We start from the raw sequence: 19,826 nt of genomic DNA, 5'->3' as shown, positions 1-19,826 counted from the left end.
GCGGATGACGGACGACACGAGGAGTGTTACGAAACCGGCGGGCTTGATCATCACGTGGTCCTGGCCGGGATCGTCCCCGGGCGCGCCCCGGCTACCCGCGTCCGTCCCGCTCCTCCGCCGCCTGGTCGGCCACCCACACGGCGATGCGAGTGCGCGACCGCACCCCCAGCTTGTCGCGGATGTGGTCGAGATGGGCCTCGACGGTACGCGGGGACAGCTCCAGCCGGACCGCCACCTGAGCATTCGTCAGGCCCTCGGCGACGAGCGTGGCTACCTGAATCTCCCGCTCGGTCAGTGGGCCCGTGCCCCCGCCGCGCCCCGGCCGCCCGTGCACTGACCGGGCCGAGCGCAGCGCGTAGGCGACCAGCCGGTCCCCGTGCAGCCGTCGCCCCGCGGCCCGGGCCGACTCCGCCGCCTCGGCGTCGAGTCCGCTCCGGGCCCGGGCGACCGCGGCGTCGACCCGCCGCTGCCACTCCGCGTCGGGCCGCACGCCGATCCGTCCGCGCACCTCGGCGGCGGCCGCCGCGAGCCGCAGCGCCCTGCCCGGTTCACCGCGCCCGGCCGCCACGATGGCCAGTCCCTCGACCGGGTACATGGCGTGGAACGTGTCCGGCGCGACGATCCCCAGTCCTTCGGCGAAGGCCTCTTCGGCGGCCTCGTCGTCGCCGGCCGCGAGCGCGACCACCCCGGCCGTGTGGACGGCCGCGCTGTGGTGGTGCGAGGCGGCCTCGGTACGGAGCACCGGCAGGCACCGCGCCAGCAGCTCCTGCGCCTCGGCCACGGCACCGACGTGCTGGAGCGCCCACGCGAGCCGGTGCCGGGACACCGCCGTGGCCAGGTCGTCGCCGAGACGCCGCGTGATGTCGAGGCAGGCCCGCTGTGCGACGACCGCGGCCGCGAAACCCCGACGCGCCAGCAGGGCCACGCCCAGCGCGTCGAAGGCGTCGGCGAGCGCCGCCGGCCGGTCGTGTCCGCGTGCCGCGGCCACGGCCTCCTTCGCCAGCCGCAGTGTGACCGCCCGATCTCCTTGCTTGTACGCGATACGGGCGGCCAGCGCGAGGGCGTCGCTCCGGTACGGCGACGAAGGCACCCGGCGCAGCGCGGCGTCCAGCATTCTGCGGGCGGCGATGAACTCGTCCAGTTCCCGGTGCACCCGGGCCAGCGCCAGCGCCAGCCGCAAGTGCCGGTCCCCGCCCTCGTCCTCGGTGCACGCCACCGCGGCCGCGAGATTCTCCCGCTCGGCCACCAACTCCCGGGTGACGAGGCCGACGGGCGGACTGTGCACGGTGTCGTCCGTCAGCCCCGCCAGCCAGGACAGGGCGCGCTCGCGTACAAGTGCCAGCTCCCCACAAGCGGCGAGCCGGCCGAGGCCGTACATACGGATGGCGCTCAACTGCCGGAAACGGGCACGTCGTTCCTCGCCCGGCACGCGCACGAGCAGTGACTTCTCCTCAAGGGAGCACAGCAGCCGCAGCACGTCCCCCGTGCGTATCCCCTCGCCCGCGCACACCGCCCGCGCCCCGTCCAGGCCGAAGCCGCCCGCGAGGATCGACACGCGCCGCAGCACGGCCTGTTCGGCCGGGTCCAGCAGCCGGTGGCTCCACGCGATCGCCGCGCGCAGTTCCCGGTGATGCGCCGGTCCGATCCGGCTGCCGCCGGTGAGCAGCGCGAGCTGGTTGTCCAGCCCGTCGACGATCTGCCCGAGCGGCAGGCCCGCGACCCGGCGCGCGGCCAGCTCGATGGCGAGCGGCAGCCCGTCCAGCCGATGACAGATCCGGCTGACCGCGTCCACCGTGTCCGGGGTGAGACCGAAGCCGGGCGCGGCGGCCCGCGCGCGCTCCACGAACAACCGCACGGCGTCGGAGCCGCTCACGTCGTCCACCCGGAGGGCCGAGCGGTCCTGGGCGCGGTCTTCCGCGGGCCGGGGAGGCAGCGACAGCTCGCCCACCCGGAAGACGACCTCGCCGGGCACCCGCAGGGCCTCACGGCTCGTGGCGAGGATCCGCAGCCGTGGGCAGCGGGTGAGCAGCAGCGCCACCAACTCGGCGCAGGACTCGGCCAGATGCTCGCAGTTGTCCAGCACGAGCAGCAGCCCGGGTGTGCTCAGCGCACGGACCAGGGCCTCTTCCTCGGCACAACCGTGCTGGTCGCCGAAGCCGAGCGAGGTCGCGACGAACTGCCGCAGCGGCGCGGGATGACGCAGCGGATCGAGTGCGACGAGTCGGGTGAGCTCCCGCCGCCCGCCGACCAATTGCAGCGCGAGCCGTGACTTGCCGACCCCTCCCGGGCCGACCAGGGTCAGCAGCCGCGTCGAACGCAGCAGCCCGCGCAGCCGCGTCAACTCGCCGGCCCGGCCGATGAACCGGTCGAGCGGCCGGGGTAACACGCCGCCGGGCGGCGGGTCGAGGCGTACGTCCGCCCCCGTGGGCCTCCCGCCGGGAACGGTCGCCTGCCCCGCCGACGGCTGCCCCACCTCGGATGCCGTCGTCGCACGGGTGCGGAAGGCCCGCTGTCGGCAGGCGTTGGAGCAGTACTTGGGAGGCCGGCCGCCCTTTCCCGAGCCTGGTTCCCCGTCCCCGCGCGAGGCGCCCAGCGGGCCACCGCACGCCTCGCACGTCCGCTTCGTCGACGCCACTGCGGGATCCTCGGGTGTACGGGGCCCGGGGCCAGGCCGGTTCCGGGCGCGGCGGGACCGCGTACCGATCGGTACGAGCCGTGAAGCGGCTCACCCTAGTGCCCGTTCCTTTGAGTCAGCCGTGCGAGGGCAGGCATTCGGGCAGGCTCAGCGCCGAGTGGGCCGGTCGTCCTTCCGCGGAGGGCATGGTGCTGAGGCCGCGCAGCATGTCGTTGCGCCTGGCCAGGGCGTGAGCGGTGGTGGGGAAGAGGGTGGCGCCGCCCTCGCCGATCTGCGCCTGATTGAGGGTCACGAAGTCACGGGTGCCGTGCTCGTAGGCGGCGAGTCCGGTGGCGGCGTCCCGGCCGGCCAGGGCGGCGGCAAGCATGTACGCCCCGACGAGCGCGAGGCTGGTGCCCTGGCCGGTGAGGAACGAGGGAGCGTACGCGGCGTCGCCCACCAGCGCGACCCTGCCGCTGGACCAGCGAGGCAGGCGGATCTGACTGACCACGTCGATGAAGAGATCGTCCGCTTCGCGCATTGCGGCGATCATGCCCGGCACTTCCCATCCCGCGTCGGCGAAGGTGGCCGCGACCAGATCCCGTTGGGCGTGGGGGTTCCGGAAGGCGTCGGCGTCGAACGGCGGTTCCGGGCGGGCGAAGTTCAGGAAGGCGTGCACTTCGTCGCTGTCTCCCACGGCGTAGAGCGCCGCGGCCCTGCCCGGGGTGTTCCACATCATGATCTCGTGGGAGAGACCGAGGGTGTTGGGCATCGTGAACACGGCGAAGCAGTAGCCGAGGTAGCGATGGAACTGCTCCTCGGGGCCGAACAGGAGCTCCCGGGTGCGAGAGTGCAGACCGTCCGCACCGATCACCAGGTCGAACGTACGCCTGCCGCCGCCGCGGAAGGTGACATCGACCCCGTCGCCGGGGCGGCCGAACTGATCGGCGCGAGCCGGCTGTTCGAGGGTGTCGACGGAGTCGTCGAACAAGAACTCCACGTCGTCACGGACCGCCTTGTGCAGAGCGTCGGTGAGATCCCCGCGCCGCACCTCCAGGTCCCGTCCCGCGACGCTGCCGGCGACGTGGTGCGGGTCGACCGAAGCGATCCTGCCGCCGTCTCCGTCGAGGAAGGTGAACCGACGCGAGTCGACCTGCACGTCCCGCAGTTGGGGCAGGATTCCCATCCTCCGGACGACCTCCAGTGCGGTGCCGCGCACGTCGATGGGATAGCCGCCGTGGCGGACCGTGCCCGCCTTCTCGACCACCGTGACCTCGTGCCCGGAGCGGTTCAGCCAGAACGCGAGGGCGGGACCCGCGACGCCGGCTCCCGATATCAGGACCTTCACTTCTCGACTCCTTCGCTCGTGGAGCGGCTGATGCTTCGGACGACGAGCAGGGACAGCGCTGTGACGATGCCGGCGATGACGAAGCCGGTGACGAAGGCGGACTCGGCCGGGTCGTCCGTCCCGGGTGCGGTCCCCGCGGTGAGGAAGGCGCCGCTGACCTGTGCGCCCGTGGCGAAGCCGATCACGCGTGTCACCAGGACCAGGCTGGTGGCGGTGCCGGTGTTGCCGTGATCGACGGAGGTGGCCGTCCTGACCACCATCGCCGTGATGCAGACACCGCTGGCGAGGGCGATCAGCGCCTTGCCGACGATCAGGTGCCAGACCTCGGTGTGCACGAAGGCCAGGCCCACCAAGGTGGCCGTCATGACCCCGATTCCGGCGGTGACCACGGCAGTAGAGCCGAAACGCCGCGCCGCCATCCCGCCGAGCGGCCCGCTGATCGCCGCCGTGACGGCACCGGGCAACAGGTACCGTCCGATGTCGGTGGAGCCGGCTCCGAAGCCGTACCCGTCGGCGGAGACCGCGAACAGTTGCGGCACGAGGAACATCGACACCGCGGTCCCCACGCACACGGCGAACGTGATCACGTAGGAACTCCAGACCGCCGGCCTCGCCACCACGCGCAGGTCGACCATCGGTGAGGACGACCGGCGTTCGACGCGGATCCATCCGGTCACCAGGAGAGCCAGCAGTGCGACGAGGGCGCCGAGCGCGAGGGGCCGGCCGCCGAGCTCGGGTGCCATCGAGAGGCCGAACATGAGCGTCAGCAGCACACCGCTCAGGAGGACCAGGCCGGGCCAGTCGATCCTGGCGTCCGACCGGGCCGGTGGATCGTCCGGCATCAGCCGTTGGACGCACACGGTCGCCACGACGATCGCGATCGTCGGTATCGCGAACATCCAGTGCCGGGACAGTCCTTCCGCGATGGGCCCGGCGATCAGCGTGCCCAGCATGCCGCCGCCCACGAACAGTCCGCTGACCCACCCGATGGCCACCGCGGATTCCCCTGCCGGGAGGTGTTTGCGTACGAGGATGAACGACAGGGGCATCGCCCCCACCATCGCGCCTTCCAGTACCTGACCGAGCAGCAGCACCGCCAGGTTCGGTGCCAGGGCGGACACCAGGCCTCCGGCCGAGACCACCGCCATCAGCCGGAGCATGACCCGTTTCCCGCCGTAGCGGTCACCGAGGCTGCCCGCGACGGGCGCGACGAGGGCACCGGTGATGAGCATCGCGATGCTGAGCAGGGCCCCTTGGGCGGGACTTGTCGACAATTGGCGTTGTAACAGCGGAAGCGTCGGTGTCACCACCGACTCCAGGGTCCCGGTGGCCGCGGCCAGCATGCCGAGAGCCCATACGGCGGGCTTCCCGATGCGGACCGGGGGAGCCGGGGCTGTGGTCGTGGTCATGAACGTCCTTCCCCTCGCTGAGTGCGAGTGAGGGCGATTGGGGGTCCGGCGGCGCATGGCGCTGTGCGGGCCGGCTTCTGAAACTACACTACACCGTGCAGTAAAGTTGGGTTAGGATGTGACCATGCCGACCACGAAGACATTGCGCGAGGGCTCCACGCAGAAGCGCGCCGCCATCCTCACCGCGGCCCGGGAACTGTTTCTCGCCGACGGCTTCGACCGGACCAGCGTCGACGCGGTCGCCGCGCGCGCCGAGGTGTCCAAGCGGACGGTCTACGACTACTTCGGTGACAAGCGGACGCTGCTGCAAGCGGTCGTCGACGGCGTCGGCCAGTCACTGGTCACCACGACCCGGCACATCCTCGACGACACCCTCACCGACCTCACCGAGGCGGCCGACCTCGAGGACGTCCTGGTCACGTTCTCGATGCGCATCGCGACCGACATGCTCGGCTCGGCGGAGTACGCGACGCTGCAACGACTGGTCCGGGCACAGTCCGCCCATGTGCCGGACGGGGGCGAGAACTCCATGGCGGACGCCCCTGACGAGGCGCTCGCCGAGCGACTGGCCGCCTTCGCCGAGGCCGGACTGCTCGACGTCCCCGACGCCCGGCTCGCGGCGGACCAGTTCATCGCGCTGACCTTCAACGTCGCGCTGAACAGGTTCGGTTCGGCGAACGCCGCTGAGGACCCCCGCGTGCGGCCACTCATCGTCGAGGGAGTACGGACCTTCCTGCGCGCGTACCGGTCCCGGTAAGGCGGCATCACACGGCGGCATCGAACGGAGGGGCTCCGTCGGCGCCGTCACCCCGCCAACCCTCACCCGCCCCCGCGTCCAAGGAGAACAGTGCCCCGATGGTCCGCCGCCCTGAACGAGGCCGGCATCACCGACCGGACCCTGCGGCGAGCGTACGACGCACAGCGGGAGCTGGTGCGGAAGTTCGCGCTCCACCAGTACCTCGCCGTCCGGCTGCTGCTCCCGGCGCGGCTGCACCCGTCCGTCGTCGCCATGGTCGCCTTCATGCACGAAACCGACGACCGGATCGACGCCGGGGACCCCGGCGCCCGCCGCAAGGCGTTGAGCGCCTGGGACCTACAGGTGAGAGCGGCACTTGCGACCGCCCCCGGTCCCGGGACGTCCGACGCCGCCCTGCTTCGGACCCTGTCCGACACCGCTCGCCGACACCCGCAGCTGGCCGCGCACGTGCGCGACTTCCTGGACGGGGCGCCCACCGAGGCCGGTTGGACCGGCTTCGACACCGAGTCCGAGTTCCAGGCCTACATCGACAGCTACTCACTGCCGGCCCTGATGCTCACGGCGTCACTGATCGCGCCGGCCCCGGACAGCGGCGCGGACGAGGCGTTCCTCCGGGGATGCCGAGCGTTGATCGAGGCGTGGCAACGGTCCGACTTCCTCGCCGACCTGCCCGAGGACGCCGAGCAGGGCCGCATCGGCATCGCAGATGAGGAACTGGTCCGGTACGGGCTGACCTTCGCGGACCTGCGCAGCGACCCGGACAAGTGCGTGCCCGCTCTGGAGCCGCTGGTCAGCGCCCAGGCCGATCTCGCCGAGGCGGGGCTGCGCGCGTGCCGGGGACTGCCCGACCTGGTCGAGGCACCGTACCGACCGTTCCTCAGGGCCCTGATCTCCGTGCAGGAGCTGCAACTCCAGGCCGTGCGGCGCAAGGGGGGCGCCCTCCTGACCGACGGGGCGCGACCGCCGATCGCCGCCACTCTCAGGGTGCTTGCCCGGCAGTACCTCGCCGCCAAGGCCGAACAGCGTCGCGCGCGCTGAGGCGGTGCGCGCCGGGTACAGCGGGGTCGGAGCTCCGAGCCACCGTTCCGCGAGGCTGACGTGTCAGGCCCTGTCAGGGGGCGGGCCGGGGCGTACGGCGCTTCACTAGCGTGGCCGCGCGGGCGTGGCCGATGCGTCTTGGCGCTGTTCGCCGTGGAGTGTGGTGTGACTCTGGACGTCTCGGATGAGGGGGCGGCAGCAGGCGGCGGACCGACCGGCACGAGGTGGGACGCGTCGGCCACGCCTCGTCGATGCCCGCGAGGTGTCAGTCGTCCTGCCGAAAGGGAACAGCCATGAGTACTGCCCTGACCGCCCCGGCCACCGCCCTCGTCACCGGAGCCTCCTCCGGTCTCGGCACCGAGTTCGCTTCCCAACTCGCCGCCCGGGGCCATGACCTGGTCCTCGTGGCTCGCTCCGGCGACCGTCTTCAGGAACTCGCCGCGGAGCTGTCCTCCGCTCACGGAGTCAAGACGCACGTCGTGGTGCAGGATCTCGCGCAGCCCGACGCGGGCCGGAAGGTCGCGCGTGAACTCGCCGACCGGTCCCTCCAGATCGACCTGCTGGTGAACAACGCGGGCTTCGGTACGGCAGGTCGATTCGAGGAGATTGAGCCGGAACGCGATCACGACATGCTGATGGTGAACGTCGTCGCCCTCGTCGACCTCACCCACGAGCTGGTGCCGGGCATGGTCGAGCGCGGCAAGGGCGCTGTGCTCAACGTGGGTTCCACGGCCGGATACCAGCCCAGCCCCTACCTGACGGTCTACAGCGCGTCGAAGACCTTCGTGCTCAACTTCTCGCTGGCGCTGCGCCAGGAGTACCGGGGGAGGGGCGTGCGGGTGACCGCCGTGTGCCCGGGCCCGGTCGAGACGAAGTTCTTCCAGGTGGTCGGCACCCGCAACGCGGCCGTCGCCGGTAGTTTCACCACGGTCGAGCCGGTGGTCCGCACGGCGCTGAAGGCCCTCGACCGGGACCGTGCCTACGTGACTCCCGGCTTCGCCAACGCGATCACGGCGCACCTCAATCCGCGGCGCCCGCGCAATCTCGTGGCCTGGGTCGGCGAGCGGATCTGCCGCAAGGCCCTTCGGCCCGAGTAGAGCGCGCGGTGTGGCGCGCGCCGACATCCGTGGGCGGAACCATCTGACGGACCGTCATGAACGGCTGGAGCGTGTGCGGCCGGGTCGTGTCCAGGCCCGCGGACGGATTCCGCATGCCCACGCGATGCCGGGGCGCGCACAGCCGCGAACGAACAGCTTCCCAGGGCCTCAACGCCTGATACCGGCCCGCCCGTTGTCTCCCCCCCCGACCGTGCCGGGAGGCGGCGGGGCCCGTACCGCGCACATGAGTAGCCGTCACTCACCTCGTGCCGGGGTTCGGCCTCCGGGAAGCGGTGGCCGGAGCCGGCGGACCCGTCCCGTAACGGTGTTTTGGAGTACCTGAGTACTCATGTGGGCGGCCCTCCCCGCGTGATCACCTCAGTGTGCGGCGTGGAACGGGCCGCGACGACTGGTGGAGGTTTCGATGCAGTTCCGGGTACTGGGACCCCCTGCGATCTACGACGACGTCAAGCAGCGGAGCGTTCAGCTGACGGGTCCGAAGCAGCGGGCGCTGTTCGGGGCGCTGGTGGTCCGTCTGGGGTCTCCGGTACCCACCGAGGAGCTCATCTACGAGCTGTGGGGGAGCAGCGCGCCGGACAAGGCCGGCAACGCGCTCCAGGCCCATGTCTCGCGGCTGCGACAGCAGTTGATCGAGCTGGAACCGTCCCGGGCGAACACCCCGAGGCTGGTGGCGCGCGCCTCGGGCTATGTGCTCCAGGCCCGTCCCGACGCGCTGGACAGCGTGCAGTTCCGGCTCCAGGTGGCCAGGGCCAAGCGCATGGTGGAGTCCGACCCGCAGGCGGCCGCGCTGATGCTGCGCAAGGCGCTCGGTCTGTGGCGTGGCCGGGCACTGGACGGCGGCTCACGTGGCCCGCTCTGCTCCGCCGCCGCCGCGCGCCTCGAAGAGGAGCGGCTGGTGGCACTCGGCTACATGTGCGAGGCCGCGTTGCGGGCCGGGCAGCACCAGCAACTCGTCCACCATCTGGAGGAGCTGGTCGCGGCGCACCCGTACCACCCGCGGTTCAAGGAGCAGTTGGCCGTGGCGCTCGAACGCTGTGGACGGCCGGGCGAGGCGCGCGTCGTACGGGAGAGCGTGCAGCGCCCCTCCGCGGCCCCGGCGGGCCCGACGGGCCGGCCCGGCAACGTCCGGATGCTGCGCGAGGCGGGCAGGGCCTGGCCGGAAGCCGTCCGAGCGGGAGGCGCGCCGGTCACCCCCCAGGTCCCCGGACCCGAGGACTTCGCCGACGGTGTCGGCTCGCAGGGCCACGAGATCGCGCGACTGCGCGTCCGGGTGGAGGAGCTGACACAGGTGCAGCACGCCCTCCGCTCGGAGATGGAGCGGCTCGCGGCGCTGGTCGAGGAAAGGTCTCTGACCCGCCGCAAGGACTCGGCGTGACCACATGCCGGGTCGCACAGACTCACCCGCGGTGATCCGCCGCGGGGAAATCGACCCTCAACTCTCCACTCACGACGCTTCGACGAGGACTTGATCATGCACGTACTGCACAACACCGCCATGGGCGCCGGTTCGCCGGACGCGTTGTGGAAGGTGCTCCTGGACTGCGAGTCGTTCTCCGGCTACATGGAGGGCGTCCATGAGGTGACGATCACGAGCCAGGACGGCGACCGCCGTACCTCGGACTGGGTCGTCGAGCTCAAGGGCTCCGAAATGGAGTGGGAGCAGGAGGATCTGCTCGATCACGCCGAGCGGCGCTGGGCGTTCCGTCAGACCGACGGCGACCTCGCGCACTACGAGGGCTATTGGCAGGTGGTCGAGCAGGACGGCGCCGCCGGCCTCGAACTCAAGGTGGAATTCGACGTCGGGCTACCCATGCTCGCCGACATGATCCACCCGGCTGTGGCCAAGGCCCTGGAGGGCTATCAGCAAGAAATAGTCCAGCGAACCCCATAGAACCCGTAGGAGACGACGAATCATGACAGTGCTGCCCACAGTCGCCAGAGCCGAGGCCAAGGAAACCTTCCGCCGGGTGAAGCGCCACTTCTCACCCGCCCTCGCCACAGCCGGCAAGTTCACCGGCCAGGGAGCGGTGGAGGTCGAGGCCCAGGGTTCCCGGGTGATCCTCTCGGACGGCCGCAGTCTCCTCGACTTCGGCTCCTACGCCGTCGCCCTGCTCGGACACGCCAACCCGAAGATCACCGAGGCGGTCCGCGACCAGCTGGACCGTATGCCCGCATCGACCCGTTCGGTGCAGACGTCGGTCTCCCCGCTGGCCGCGGAGCGCCTGGCCCAGTACCTGGGCGGCGACCTGAACCGGGTGTACTTCGGGTGCGGTGGCGCCGACGCCGTCGAGGTGTCCGTCAAGCTCGCCCGCATGGCCACCGGCCGGACGACGGTCCTCGCGGTCGACGGCGCCTTCCACGGCAAGAGCCTCGGCGCCCTCGCCCTCACCGACAACCCGCGTTTCAAGGCCGGGCTGGAGCCGCTGCTCCAGGGCGTCGTACGGGTCAGCGCCGACGATCCGGAGGCCGTCGCGAAGGCCGTGCGCGAACACGATGCCGCGGCCGTGGTGTTCGAGCCCGTCCAGGCCGAGAACGGGGTGCGGATCCTGGACGAGGCGGTGCTCGCGCGGTGGTGCCGCGACGCCCACGAACACGGCGCCTTCGTCATCGCCGACGAGATCCAGGTCGGTCTGCGCCGGTGCGGTCCCCGCTCCATGGCGCTGGCGGCCGGACTCGACGTGGACTGCGTGCTGCTCGGCAAGCCGCTGGGCGGCGGTGTCATGCCCGTCTCCGCCGCGGTGTGCAACGACCGCCTGTACGCCCCGCTGCTGGCCGATCCGATGGTGCACACCGCCACCTTCAGCGGCCACCCCCTGTCCACCGCGGTCATCCCCGTGGCCCTCGACCTGATCGAGCGGCACGCCGAGGACGGCGAGTGGATCGCCCACGCCATGGCCCAGGGCCTGGCGGAGCTGCGCGAGCAGTTCCCCGAGGCCGTCGTCGAGACCCGCGGCCGCGGGCTGCTGTGGGGGGTCGACTACCGCTCGCCGGAACTGGCCGGCGCGGTGCTGACCGGGCTCGCGCAGCGCGGCATGGTCGTCTCGCCGTGTCTGAGCCGCCCCACCACGATTCGCCTGCTCCCGCCGATCGTCGCCACCGAAGCCGACGTCAAAGAGGCGATGACCATGCTCACCGACGCCACCGCCGAAGCCGCCGCCGACGCCTAGCGCGTCGGGGCGGAACGCGGAGCGACTCCGGAAACGGAACGTCACCGGAAGGACCGTAGACAACCCATGACTTCGACGAAACTCACGGACATCGCCGAGGAGTTCGCCGCCGACGTCGTCCTGGCGGACGACATCACCGGCTTCCCGGCACCGGACCCACTGACGGTGCGCGAGGTGTTCCTCACCGGTGCGACCGGTTTCCTCGGGGCGTTCCTGCTCAGGGACCTGCTGCGGCAGGGGCTCGTGGTGCACTGCCTGGTCCGGGGCGCGGACGACGCCGCCGCCCGCGCCCGCCTGGAGGACAACCTCCGTACCTACGAACTGCTCGACGGCCTCGACCTGGACCGAGTCCATGTGCACACCGGGGACGTGACACGGCCTCGGCTCGGCATGCCGCAGGAGGCGTACACCGAACTCGCCGGGCGGATCGGTGCCGTCTACCACTCCGCGGCCAAGGTGAACTTCCTGACCATCTACAAGTGGCTGCGCAAGGCAACGGTCGACGCGACGCACGAGGTCCTGCGGTTCGCCTGTGCCGCCGAGGCCCCGCTCCACCATGTCTCGACCACCGGCGTGTTCCATGCCGGGACCGACCGCACACCGCGCGGCGAGCTCGACCCGACCGGGCCGCCCGAGGACCTCTCACTGGGCTACACCAAGAGCAAGTGGGTGGCCGAGCAGCTGGTGCTGGAGGCCTCCCTGCGCGGGGTGCCCGTGACGATCCACCGCCCCGGTCAGGTCTGGGGCGACTCCGGGACGGGAGCCTGCCAGCCGAACGACTTCGTGTGGCGCTTCATCAAGGGCTCCCTCCAGGTCGGCCTGTACCCACGCCGGTTCCGGCTGGAGATGAACATGGTGCCGGTGGACTACGTCAGCGCCGCGATCGTCACCGCGTCCCGGCACCCGGAGGGGACGGGCGGGATCTACCACCAGGTCAGTCCCGGCACGCTGGACTCCGAGCGGATCCTGCGGCTGCTGCGAGGCGCCGGCTACGAGGTCCAGGAGGTCAGCATCCTGAAGTGGATGAAGGCCGTCGCGGCCGACGTCACCAACTCCATGGCCCCGTTGCTGAGCATCCTCGTGGAGTCGGACAAGGTGGAGGTCGCCGAATTCTCGGACGACATCACCCGCGATCTGCTCAAGGGCACCGACGTCTCCTGCCCCGCCATCGACGAGACGGTGTTCGGCACCTACGTCGCGTACTTCGTACGGCACGGCGTTCTGCCGGACCCCCGGGCGTAGGGCGCGGCGCACGGGCCTGCCTACGGGTCGCGAGCCGCGAGTGCCCCGTGAGGAACGCTCCTCACGGGGCACAGCCGTCCCGGGTCCGGGCGCCGAAGTCGCCCTACGGGATCGCCTTCAGGTGGTCGGGGGAGGGTTCGAGCAGGTGCGGCCCGCATCAGCGTCGGCTGGTGCGGGCCATACGTCTGGGAACGGAACCGCACACGCCCTAGGCGACGTGTTCGGAGCCGGCGCCGAGGAGGCGCAGTGAGGGGAGGGGGTCGTTCTCCTGCGGCCGGCCGATCAGCTTCTCCAGGCCACGCTGTAGCTCGCTGCGGGCCGTGATACCGAGCTTGTGGTAGATCCGGTGCAGATGGTTCTCCACGGTGCGTACGGAGACCACCAGCCGGTCCGCCACGTCGCGGTTGGACATGCCCGCCGCCGCGAGGGCGGCGACCTCCTGCTCCCGGGGGGTGAGCGAGGCGGAGTCGCGTTCCTGCCGCCCGTCCGTGTGCAGCCACGGCGGCAGCATCGTGCCGCAGCCGCGCAGCAGGTCCTGGCAGGCGGCCCTGGCCTTGCGGCTCTTGCCGAACTGACCCGACGCCCGGAAGGCGCGCGCCGCCTGCGCGGCGGCCTCGCTCGCCAGCGGCAGCGCGCCCATGTCGGCCAACTGCCTGGACGCGTCCATCAGCGCGGCACCGTCGCCGTCGGCGAGGGCGGCCGTGTAGTCGGCGTACACGGCGATCAGACCCCCGGTGGCACGGGCCGTGCGCAGCAGGCTCTGGTGCGGATAGCGCACCGCCTCGCCCTCGGTGAGCCGGGCGGCCAGCAGCAGCGCGGTGGCCGCCCGGACCATACGCCCGGCCGCCGCGGCCCGCTCGGCCAGCAGCACGGACTGCGACGCGGCCGCCGCGTGGTCGCCCGTGTAGGCGACGACCAGGGCGTTCTCGTAGTCGATCTCGTCCTCGGTGATGGGCGACGAGGTGCCCTCGCCGCGGGTCGAGCGGACCTCGACCAGGGTGCGCAGGGCCTCCGTGTGGTTGCCCGACTCCGCCAGCGCACCGGCCAGTTGGGCCAGCGGCCAGGCGCTGTGCACCGGGTAGGAGTGCGCCGTCTCGGAGGTGATCGCCCCGCGCAGCAGGGCCACGGCCTGCTGGGGCTGCCCCAGCATCCGCAGCAGCCGGCAGCGGTCGAGCAGCGCCTGGAGCAGTGCGGGCCGGCCGTGCCCGGGGTCGTAGCGGTGCACCGCGTCCAGCGCCGCGGCGGCGGTCCTGAGGTGTCCGAGCAGCGAGGAGCAACGCGCGGAGACCGAGTTGGCCAGGAGCAGGGACTCGGCGTCCCAGCTGTCGGAGGCCTCCTGGTAGCGGTCGAGGAGTGCCAACCCGCCTGCGGGGTCGCCGAGTTCGGCGCGGGCGAAGGCCACCGTGGGCACCACCGTCTGGGCGAGACCGACATCGGGGGAGTCCATGCCGAGCGCCCGGTCGCCGAGGGCGACGGCCTCGTGGAGCCGGTCCAGCGTCACGGCGATCATCACGCGGGTGCCGTGGAGCACTCCGGCGCGATGCGCGCCGATGGCCGTGATCGTGCGGTCGAGGAGCTCGCTGGCCTCCTCGATGCGCCTCAGGCTCCAGGCCAGGTTGGTCACGCGGGTGTGCACCGCGCTGATGTGCTCGGTGAGCGGCACCGGCACACCGGACTCCAGCCCGGCCGCCAGGACCGTCTCCGCCTCCGAGGGGCGGGACTTGCCGACGAGCACCCGGCCGAGCAGCAGGGTGGCACGGACCCGCTGTCCGGCCTGCTCCGGGCTGCGCGCGACGCGGGTGACCAGCCGGCGCAGTTCCCTGCCGTAGTCGGCGGAGCCGGGGACGGGACCGGGCAGCGCCGGTGTGTCCAGGTCGGAGTGCGCTTCCTCCAGGGCGAGCAGGCACATGCGTTCCGCGAGCGCGAACTCACGGCGTCGCAGCGCGATGGGAGCCGCGCTGAGCAACTGGTCCGGATGGGGTACGAGGCCCGCGTCCATGCGCAGCGAGACGATCCGCAGGATGTCCTCCTCGCGGCGCGCGCCCATGCGTTCGAGGGCGTCGGCGACCTCGATCCGCAGCCGCGCCGCGGTCAGGTCGGACATGCGGGAGGCCACCACGGCGCGGTTGAGCGGTACGGCGAGCCGCAGCCGGACCCGTGAGCGGCTGCGCTCGACGCTGACGATCCGGCGCTGGTGGAGCGCTTCGGCCGCCTTGGACAGCCCGGCCGCCGCGACGATCTCGGACTCCAGCGGTTCGGCGACGGCGAGCATGTGGACCAGTTCGTGCTCGTCGTGGTTGAGGTCGCGCAGTCCCAGCCGGATGACGTCCGAGAGCCGCTTGCCGGGGGCCTCGGTCAGTCCGGGCCACCGCCATGTGCCGTCGACGCACTGCAACGTGCTCTGTTCCAGGGCGTGTTCGACGAGTTCGCGCAGCATCAGGGCGTTGCCGTGCGTGGCGGCCCACAGCCGCTCCAGAGTGGTGGTGTCGGTGTGGCCGCCCAGCCGGGCCCGCAGCACGCTGTCCATCGCGCTGCGGTCGAAGGGCATCACCTCGACGTGCTCGACGAGCCGCTCCACCCAGAGTTTGTCCACGCCGGCCGGCGTCGGAGCGTCCTGGCGGGCCGTGGCCAGAACGGTCAGATGCCCCGCGGCGACGAGCCGGTGCAGCCGGATGCTGGAGGCGGCGTCGAGAAGGTGGACGTCGTCTATCCCTATGAGGGGCCGTTCGCCGGCCCTGCCGTCCGAGGAGGAGAGCTGCACGGCCTCCAGGCACTCGGCGAGCGTGCCGAAACCCCGGGTGTGGGGGCCGCTGCTCCAGCTGGCTCCGCCGACGCACATCACCGTGCGGCCGTCGTCGCCGGCCTGCCGCAGCGCGGCGGACAGAAGGACGCTCTTGCCGACTCCCGAGGCGCCGACGAGGAGGGCTCCGCCGCGTTGTGCGACGGCGTTCCCGAGGGTTTGAAGCTCTGTCTCCCGCGCTGTTATCGGCCAATCGAAGGTATCGCTCGTCGACATCTGTTTCCGCCCCCGCGGTGGAATTAATTCGGCCATCTTGCGATGCGTTTCTGGAGCCGCCAACATGCTTCAAAGTTGGACTTTTGAATGATCGAATCAGTCAGGAGATGAAGGTGAGTTGATTTCAGCTTTCCGGCTTCCTCGAATCCGATCGATACCTCTCCCGCTGTTAGGCGTTCGAGTCTGTTTTTCCGTCAGGCGATGGCGAGTATAGACCGGTGGATGGCTGACGCAGTGCGAATCTTGCAACGCCGAGTTGAACAGTTGAATTAGCTGGTCGGGCTAGGGTTGCCGAAGAATACCGACGGGTAATCAGTGCCTGGAACCGGACAATTCTGACATTGTTGCCGCGTAGGGAAACCGGAGCGTTCCGGCTCGATTTACTTCTTGTTTCTGGCGTGACTCACTTCACATTCCTGGACGTCGTCGAGCGGTCCCCCCGGATTTATCCAGGGAGACCGCTTTCCGTTGCCGGTTGGACGTAAGTCAGGAATGCTGGCCGGCCAGACTCCACTCCACGGCCCGGCGGCGCTGAGCCCAGAACGACGCATAGCGCCCGTTCGCGGCGAGAAGTGCCTCGTGTGTGCCGCGCTCGACGATCCGGCCTTCGTCCAGGAACAGGATCTGGTCGGCGGCCGCGACGGTCTGAAGCCGATGGGCGATGACCAGAAGAGTGCGGCCTGCGGTGAGATTGCCCAGTGCCTCCTGCACCGCCTGTTCGTTCTCCGGGTCGAGCGAGGCGGTCGCCTCGTCCAGCAGCACGATGGGGGCGTCCTTGAGGATCGCCCGGGCGATCGACACCCGCTGGCGCTCACCGCCCGACAGCAGCGCCCCGCCCTCGCCGACCCGGGCGTCCCAGCCGTCCGGCAGCCGGTGCACGATCTCGTCGACCCGGGCCAGCCGAGCGGCCTCCCGGACCTCGGTGTCCGTGGCCGAAGGCCGCCCGACCCGGATGTTGTCCAGGATGGTCCCCTCGAAGAGGTAGACGTCCTGGAACACCACCGAGATACGGGACATGAGGACCTCGGGGGCGATGTTCCGCACGTCCGCTCCGCCGACGCGCACCACTCCGCTGTCCACGTCCCAGAACCGTGGAATCAGCTTGCTCACCGTGGTCTTGCCCGAACCGGAGGGGCCGACCAGCGCGGTCATGGTGCCCTCGGCCAGGGTCAGCGAGATGCCGGAGAGCACCTGCTTGTCGTCGTAACCGAAGCCGACGTCGTCGAACTCGACTCCGTTGCCGTCGGGCACCCGCGGCGTACTCGGCTCCGGCAGCGTGGGCTGCGCCAGCAGGTCGGCCACCTGGGCCAGGGCGGAGCGCGCCGTGTTGAGGGTCGAGCCCAGCACCGCGGTCTCCGAGATCGGCTCGGTGAACCGCACCGCGAGCACCAGCAGTGCCAGCAGCTTGGCCGCGTCCAGGCTCCCGTCCAGCGCCAGGTACGTGCCGGTGAGCAGGACGACGGTGAACGCCGCCTGAATCACCAGGGCGAAGCCCACAAGGCCGGGAACCCCGGTGACCAGCACCCGCCGGGACGCCTCGGTCTGGGTGCGCAGCGCGTCGTCCAGGCGGGCGCCCGAGCGTGCCTCGCCCCGGCCGAACACCCGCAGCACCGGCTGGAGTTGGGCGAACTCCACCACCCGGCCGCCGGTCTCGGTCCGGGCGGCGGTGCGGGCCTCGTCGGCCTGCCGGGTCAGCGTGGTGCTCCACCGGTAGACGAGGACGATCAACGGAATGGTGAGCGTGGCCGCGAGGGCCAGCCGCCAGTCGAAGAAGTACATCAGCGCGACCACGGTCACCGGGGTCACGAAGCTGGTCACCAGGGGCCGCAGCAGATGCGCCGGCACACCCATGATGTCCATCACGCTCTTCGTGGCGAGCTGACCGAGCTGGCCCACCCGCTCCGGCCCGAACCATCCCAGCGGCATCTCGGCCACCCGGTCGCCGATGCGGTGGCGCAGGCTCCGGGCCAGGGCGGCGCCGGCCTCGAACCCGACCAGCAGACTCCAGAAGTACACCGCGCAGTACAGCGCGGACACCGCGACCAGGGTCCACAGCCACGGCCAGACATCGCCCGGGTCGTCCCCGAGCATTGCTTCGAGCACCGGGACCAGCAAGGCGAACGCGACGCCCTGGAGCACGGCGCCGACCACCAGGGCGACGGCCATCCGGCGCACCGGCCGGGCGTCCTCGGGGCCCACCACATCGATGAGTTGACGGATCATCAGCCTGTTCCTCCCGCCGGGATGGCCTCCACGGGTGAGGGGCCGTGCGGCTGCCACTGGGGTGTGCGTTCATGTGCGTGCCACATCCGGGCGTACCTGCCGCCCGCCGCGACCAGTTCGGCGTGCCGGCCCCGCTCGACGATCCGGCCCTCCTCCAGCACCAGGATCTGGTCGGCGTCCACCACGGTGGAGAGCCGGTGGGCGATCATCAGCACGATCCGGCCGCGTGTGAGCTCCGACAGCGCGTCCTGCACGGCGGCCTCGGAGTGCGGGTCGGCGTGGGCGGCGGCCTCGTCGAGGACGATCACCGGGGTGTCGGCGAGCAACGCCCGCGCGACGGACACGCGTTGGGCCTGGCCGCCGGAGAGCAGCGCGTCCTCCCCGTACACCGAGTCGTAGCCGCGCGGCAGGGCCTCGATCACTTCGTCGACGCAGGCCGCGCGGGCCGCGGCGCGGACCTCCTCCAGGGAGGCGTCCGGCCGTGCCATACGGATGTTGGCGGCGATGGTGTCCCGGGCCAGCCGCACGTCCTGGAAGACGAACGCGACCCGGCCGTAGAGGTCTTCGAGCGCCATGTCCCTGGTGTCGACGCCGCCGATGCTGATCGAGCCACCGGTGACGTCCCAGAACCTGGGCAGCAGTGCGGCCAGCGTGCTCTTGCCGGAGCCGGAGGGGCCGACCAGCGCGGTGACCGTGCCGGGGGCGAGTTCCAGGTCGACACCGGCGACGGCCTCCTGCTCGCCGTCGTAGGAGAAGCGCACCCCGCGGTAGACGACGCGGTTGTCCGCGGGGCTCTTCGGGGCGGCGGGCACCGGCAGTTCGTCCGTGTCGAGGATCCCGGCCACGCGCTCCGCCGCGCCCCGGGCGATGCGCATCTCGTAACCCGCGTAGAACAGCGACAGGATCGGAGCCGTCAGCCCGATCCCGAGCAGCGCGAAGGGCAGCAGGTCCGCCGCGTCGAGCCAGCCGCGCGTCACGAACAGCGCACCGCCCGCAAGGGTGGTGACCAGCACGGCGATCGGCGACAGCACGATCTCGGCCGCCGCCTTGGAGAACCGGGTGGAGCGCACCCAGTCGAGGAAGAACGCCGAGAAGTCGTCGGCCGCGTCGGCGAACTCGCGGTGCGCCCGGCGGGCCTGGCCGAAGGTCTTGACGACGGCGATGCCCTGTACGAACTCGACGGTGCTGCCGTTGATACGGCCCATCGCCTGCTCGTAGCGGGGCAGGTTCTTGGCGAGACCCGCCATCGTGGCGCTGTACAGCGTCAGCCCGATGAGCAGGGGCGCGATCACCACCAGCGTCATCCGCCAGTCGACCCAGAACAGATACGCCAGGGAGGTGGCGGGCACGACCGTGGCGGTCGTGATGTCGAGGATCGAGTGGGCGATGAGATGGTGCATCGCGTCGACGTCGTCCTGCACGGCCTGCTTGACCTGGCCGGAATTGCGGGACGAGAACCAGCCCAGCGGCACCCGGCCGAGGCGGTCCACGAGCGATCGCCGGATGTGGAACTGGAGGGCGTTGTCGGCGAGATGGGAGATCCCGCCCGCCACCAGCGCGACGATCAGCCTGATCAGCAGCGCGCCCGCGCCGATCGCGGTGACCGTCCAGGCGCGGGACGTGCGGTCGTCGCCGTCGCCGAGCAGGATCCGGCCGAGTTCGGCGACCGCGACGAACGGCACCACGCTGACGGCCGCCGCCACCGCCTGGGCCACGACGGCCCAGCGCAGGTTCCCCCTGATCGGAGCGAGGATCGCGCCAAGTGCGTTCTTTCCCGCGGACATGCGGGCCTCCAAGCGCTTCGGTTGGACGGGTGTTAGACGGTGTCTAACAATAGGGACAGTACCCACACGCCCTTGATTCGGGTCAAGGGGAAGAGGGGGGAGGCAGGTGA

13 protein-coding genes are annotated in these 19,826 nt (G+C 71.2%); 7 read left to right on the top strand and 6 right to left on the bottom strand.

What is annotated here, in order from left to right:
• Positions 1-91: 91 nt before the first annotated feature.
• From ACIQWG_RS13240 to ACIQWG_RS13230, 3 genes are all read right to left on the bottom strand, one after another.
• A complete protein-coding gene (locus ACIQWG_RS13240; protein WP_404094203.1) occupies positions 92-2,635 on the bottom strand; it encodes an ATP-binding protein in 2,544 nt (847 codons plus the stop codon).
• Between the two features lie 115 nt (positions 2,636-2,750).
• Positions 2,751-3,962, bottom strand: coding sequence for an FAD-dependent monooxygenase (locus tag ACIQWG_RS13235; protein ID WP_404094200.1), 1,212 nt, complete (start codon positions 3,960-3,962; stop codon positions 2,751-2,753).
• Positions 3,959-5,371, bottom strand: a complete 1,413-nt coding sequence (locus ACIQWG_RS13230) for an MFS transporter (RefSeq protein ID WP_404094197.1) — start codon at positions 5,369-5,371, stop codon at positions 3,959-3,961. The genes ACIQWG_RS13235 and ACIQWG_RS13230 overlap by 4 nt, the downstream gene beginning before the upstream one ends.
• A 124-nt stretch (positions 5,372-5,495) precedes the next feature.
• Here ACIQWG_RS13230 and ACIQWG_RS13225 point away from each other — a divergent pair, with 124 nt between their 5' ends.
• The 7 genes from ACIQWG_RS13225 to ACIQWG_RS13195 all read left to right on the top strand — a co-directional run bounded on the left by ACIQWG_RS13225 (position 5,496) and on the right by ACIQWG_RS13195 (position 12,693).
• On the top strand, positions 5,496-6,128 hold the full coding sequence (locus tag ACIQWG_RS13225) for a TetR/AcrR family transcriptional regulator (protein ID WP_404094196.1): 633 nt from the start codon (positions 5,496-5,498) through the stop codon (positions 6,126-6,128).
• 90 nt (positions 6,129-6,218) lie between these two features.
• Positions 6,219-7,166, top strand: a complete 948-nt coding sequence (locus ACIQWG_RS13220) for a squalene/phytoene synthase family protein (RefSeq protein ID WP_404094193.1) — start codon at positions 6,219-6,221, stop codon at positions 7,164-7,166.
• A 293-nt stretch (positions 7,167-7,459) separates the two neighbouring features.
• A complete protein-coding gene (locus ACIQWG_RS13215) occupies positions 7,460-8,263 on the top strand; it encodes an SDR family NAD(P)-dependent oxidoreductase (protein WP_404094191.1) in 804 nt (267 codons plus the stop codon).
• Positions 8,264-8,687: 424 nt separating this feature from the next.
• Positions 8,688-9,659, top strand: coding sequence for a BTAD domain-containing putative transcriptional regulator (locus tag ACIQWG_RS13210; protein ID WP_404094189.1), 972 nt, complete (start codon positions 8,688-8,690; stop codon positions 9,657-9,659).
• A 96-nt stretch (positions 9,660-9,755) separates the two neighbouring features.
• The gene (locus ACIQWG_RS13205; RefSeq protein ID WP_404094186.1) at positions 9,756-10,175 is read left to right on the top strand and encodes a type II toxin-antitoxin system RatA family toxin; all 420 of its coding nucleotides are present in this window, start codon (positions 9,756-9,758) and stop codon (positions 10,173-10,175) included.
• A gap of 22 nt (positions 10,176-10,197) precedes the next feature.
• Positions 10,198-11,451 (top strand): aspartate aminotransferase family protein, encoded by a 1,254-nt coding sequence (locus ACIQWG_RS13200; RefSeq protein ID WP_404094183.1) that lies wholly within the window; start codon positions 10,198-10,200, stop codon positions 11,449-11,451.
• A gap of 66 nt (positions 11,452-11,517) precedes the next feature.
• Complete coding sequence (locus ACIQWG_RS13195) at positions 11,518-12,693, top strand: thioester reductase domain-containing protein (RefSeq protein ID WP_404094180.1); 1,176 nt, start codon at positions 11,518-11,520, stop codon at positions 12,691-12,693.
• 208 nt (positions 12,694-12,901) lie between these two features.
• Here ACIQWG_RS13195 and ACIQWG_RS13190 read toward each other — a convergent pair whose 3' ends face one another.
• The 3 genes from ACIQWG_RS13190 to ACIQWG_RS13180 form a co-directional block, all read right to left on the bottom strand.
• On the bottom strand, positions 12,902-15,709 hold the full coding sequence (locus ACIQWG_RS13190) for a LuxR C-terminal-related transcriptional regulator (protein WP_404094177.1): 2,808 nt from the start codon (positions 15,707-15,709) through the stop codon (positions 12,902-12,904).
• A 486-nt stretch (positions 15,710-16,195) separates the two neighbouring features.
• Complete coding sequence (locus tag ACIQWG_RS13185; RefSeq protein WP_404094176.1) at positions 16,196-17,932, bottom strand: ABC transporter ATP-binding protein; 1,737 nt, start codon at positions 17,930-17,932, stop codon at positions 16,196-16,198.
• Entirely contained in the window at positions 17,932-19,716 is a 1,785-nt protein-coding gene (locus ACIQWG_RS13180) for an ABC transporter ATP-binding protein (RefSeq protein ID WP_404094174.1), read from the bottom strand. Before ACIQWG_RS13180 ends, ACIQWG_RS13185 begins: the two co-directional genes overlap by 1 nt.
• Between the last annotated feature and the right edge of the window lie 110 nt (positions 19,717-19,826).

This window comes from Streptomyces sp. NPDC098781, assembly GCF_044759995.1.
In the GTDB taxonomy this organism is placed as follows: Bacteria; Actinomycetota; Actinomycetes; order Streptomycetales; family Streptomycetaceae; genus Streptomyces.
Note: the sequence above shows the minus strand (reverse complement) of the source record. Positions and strands in the feature narration are given on the sequence as shown.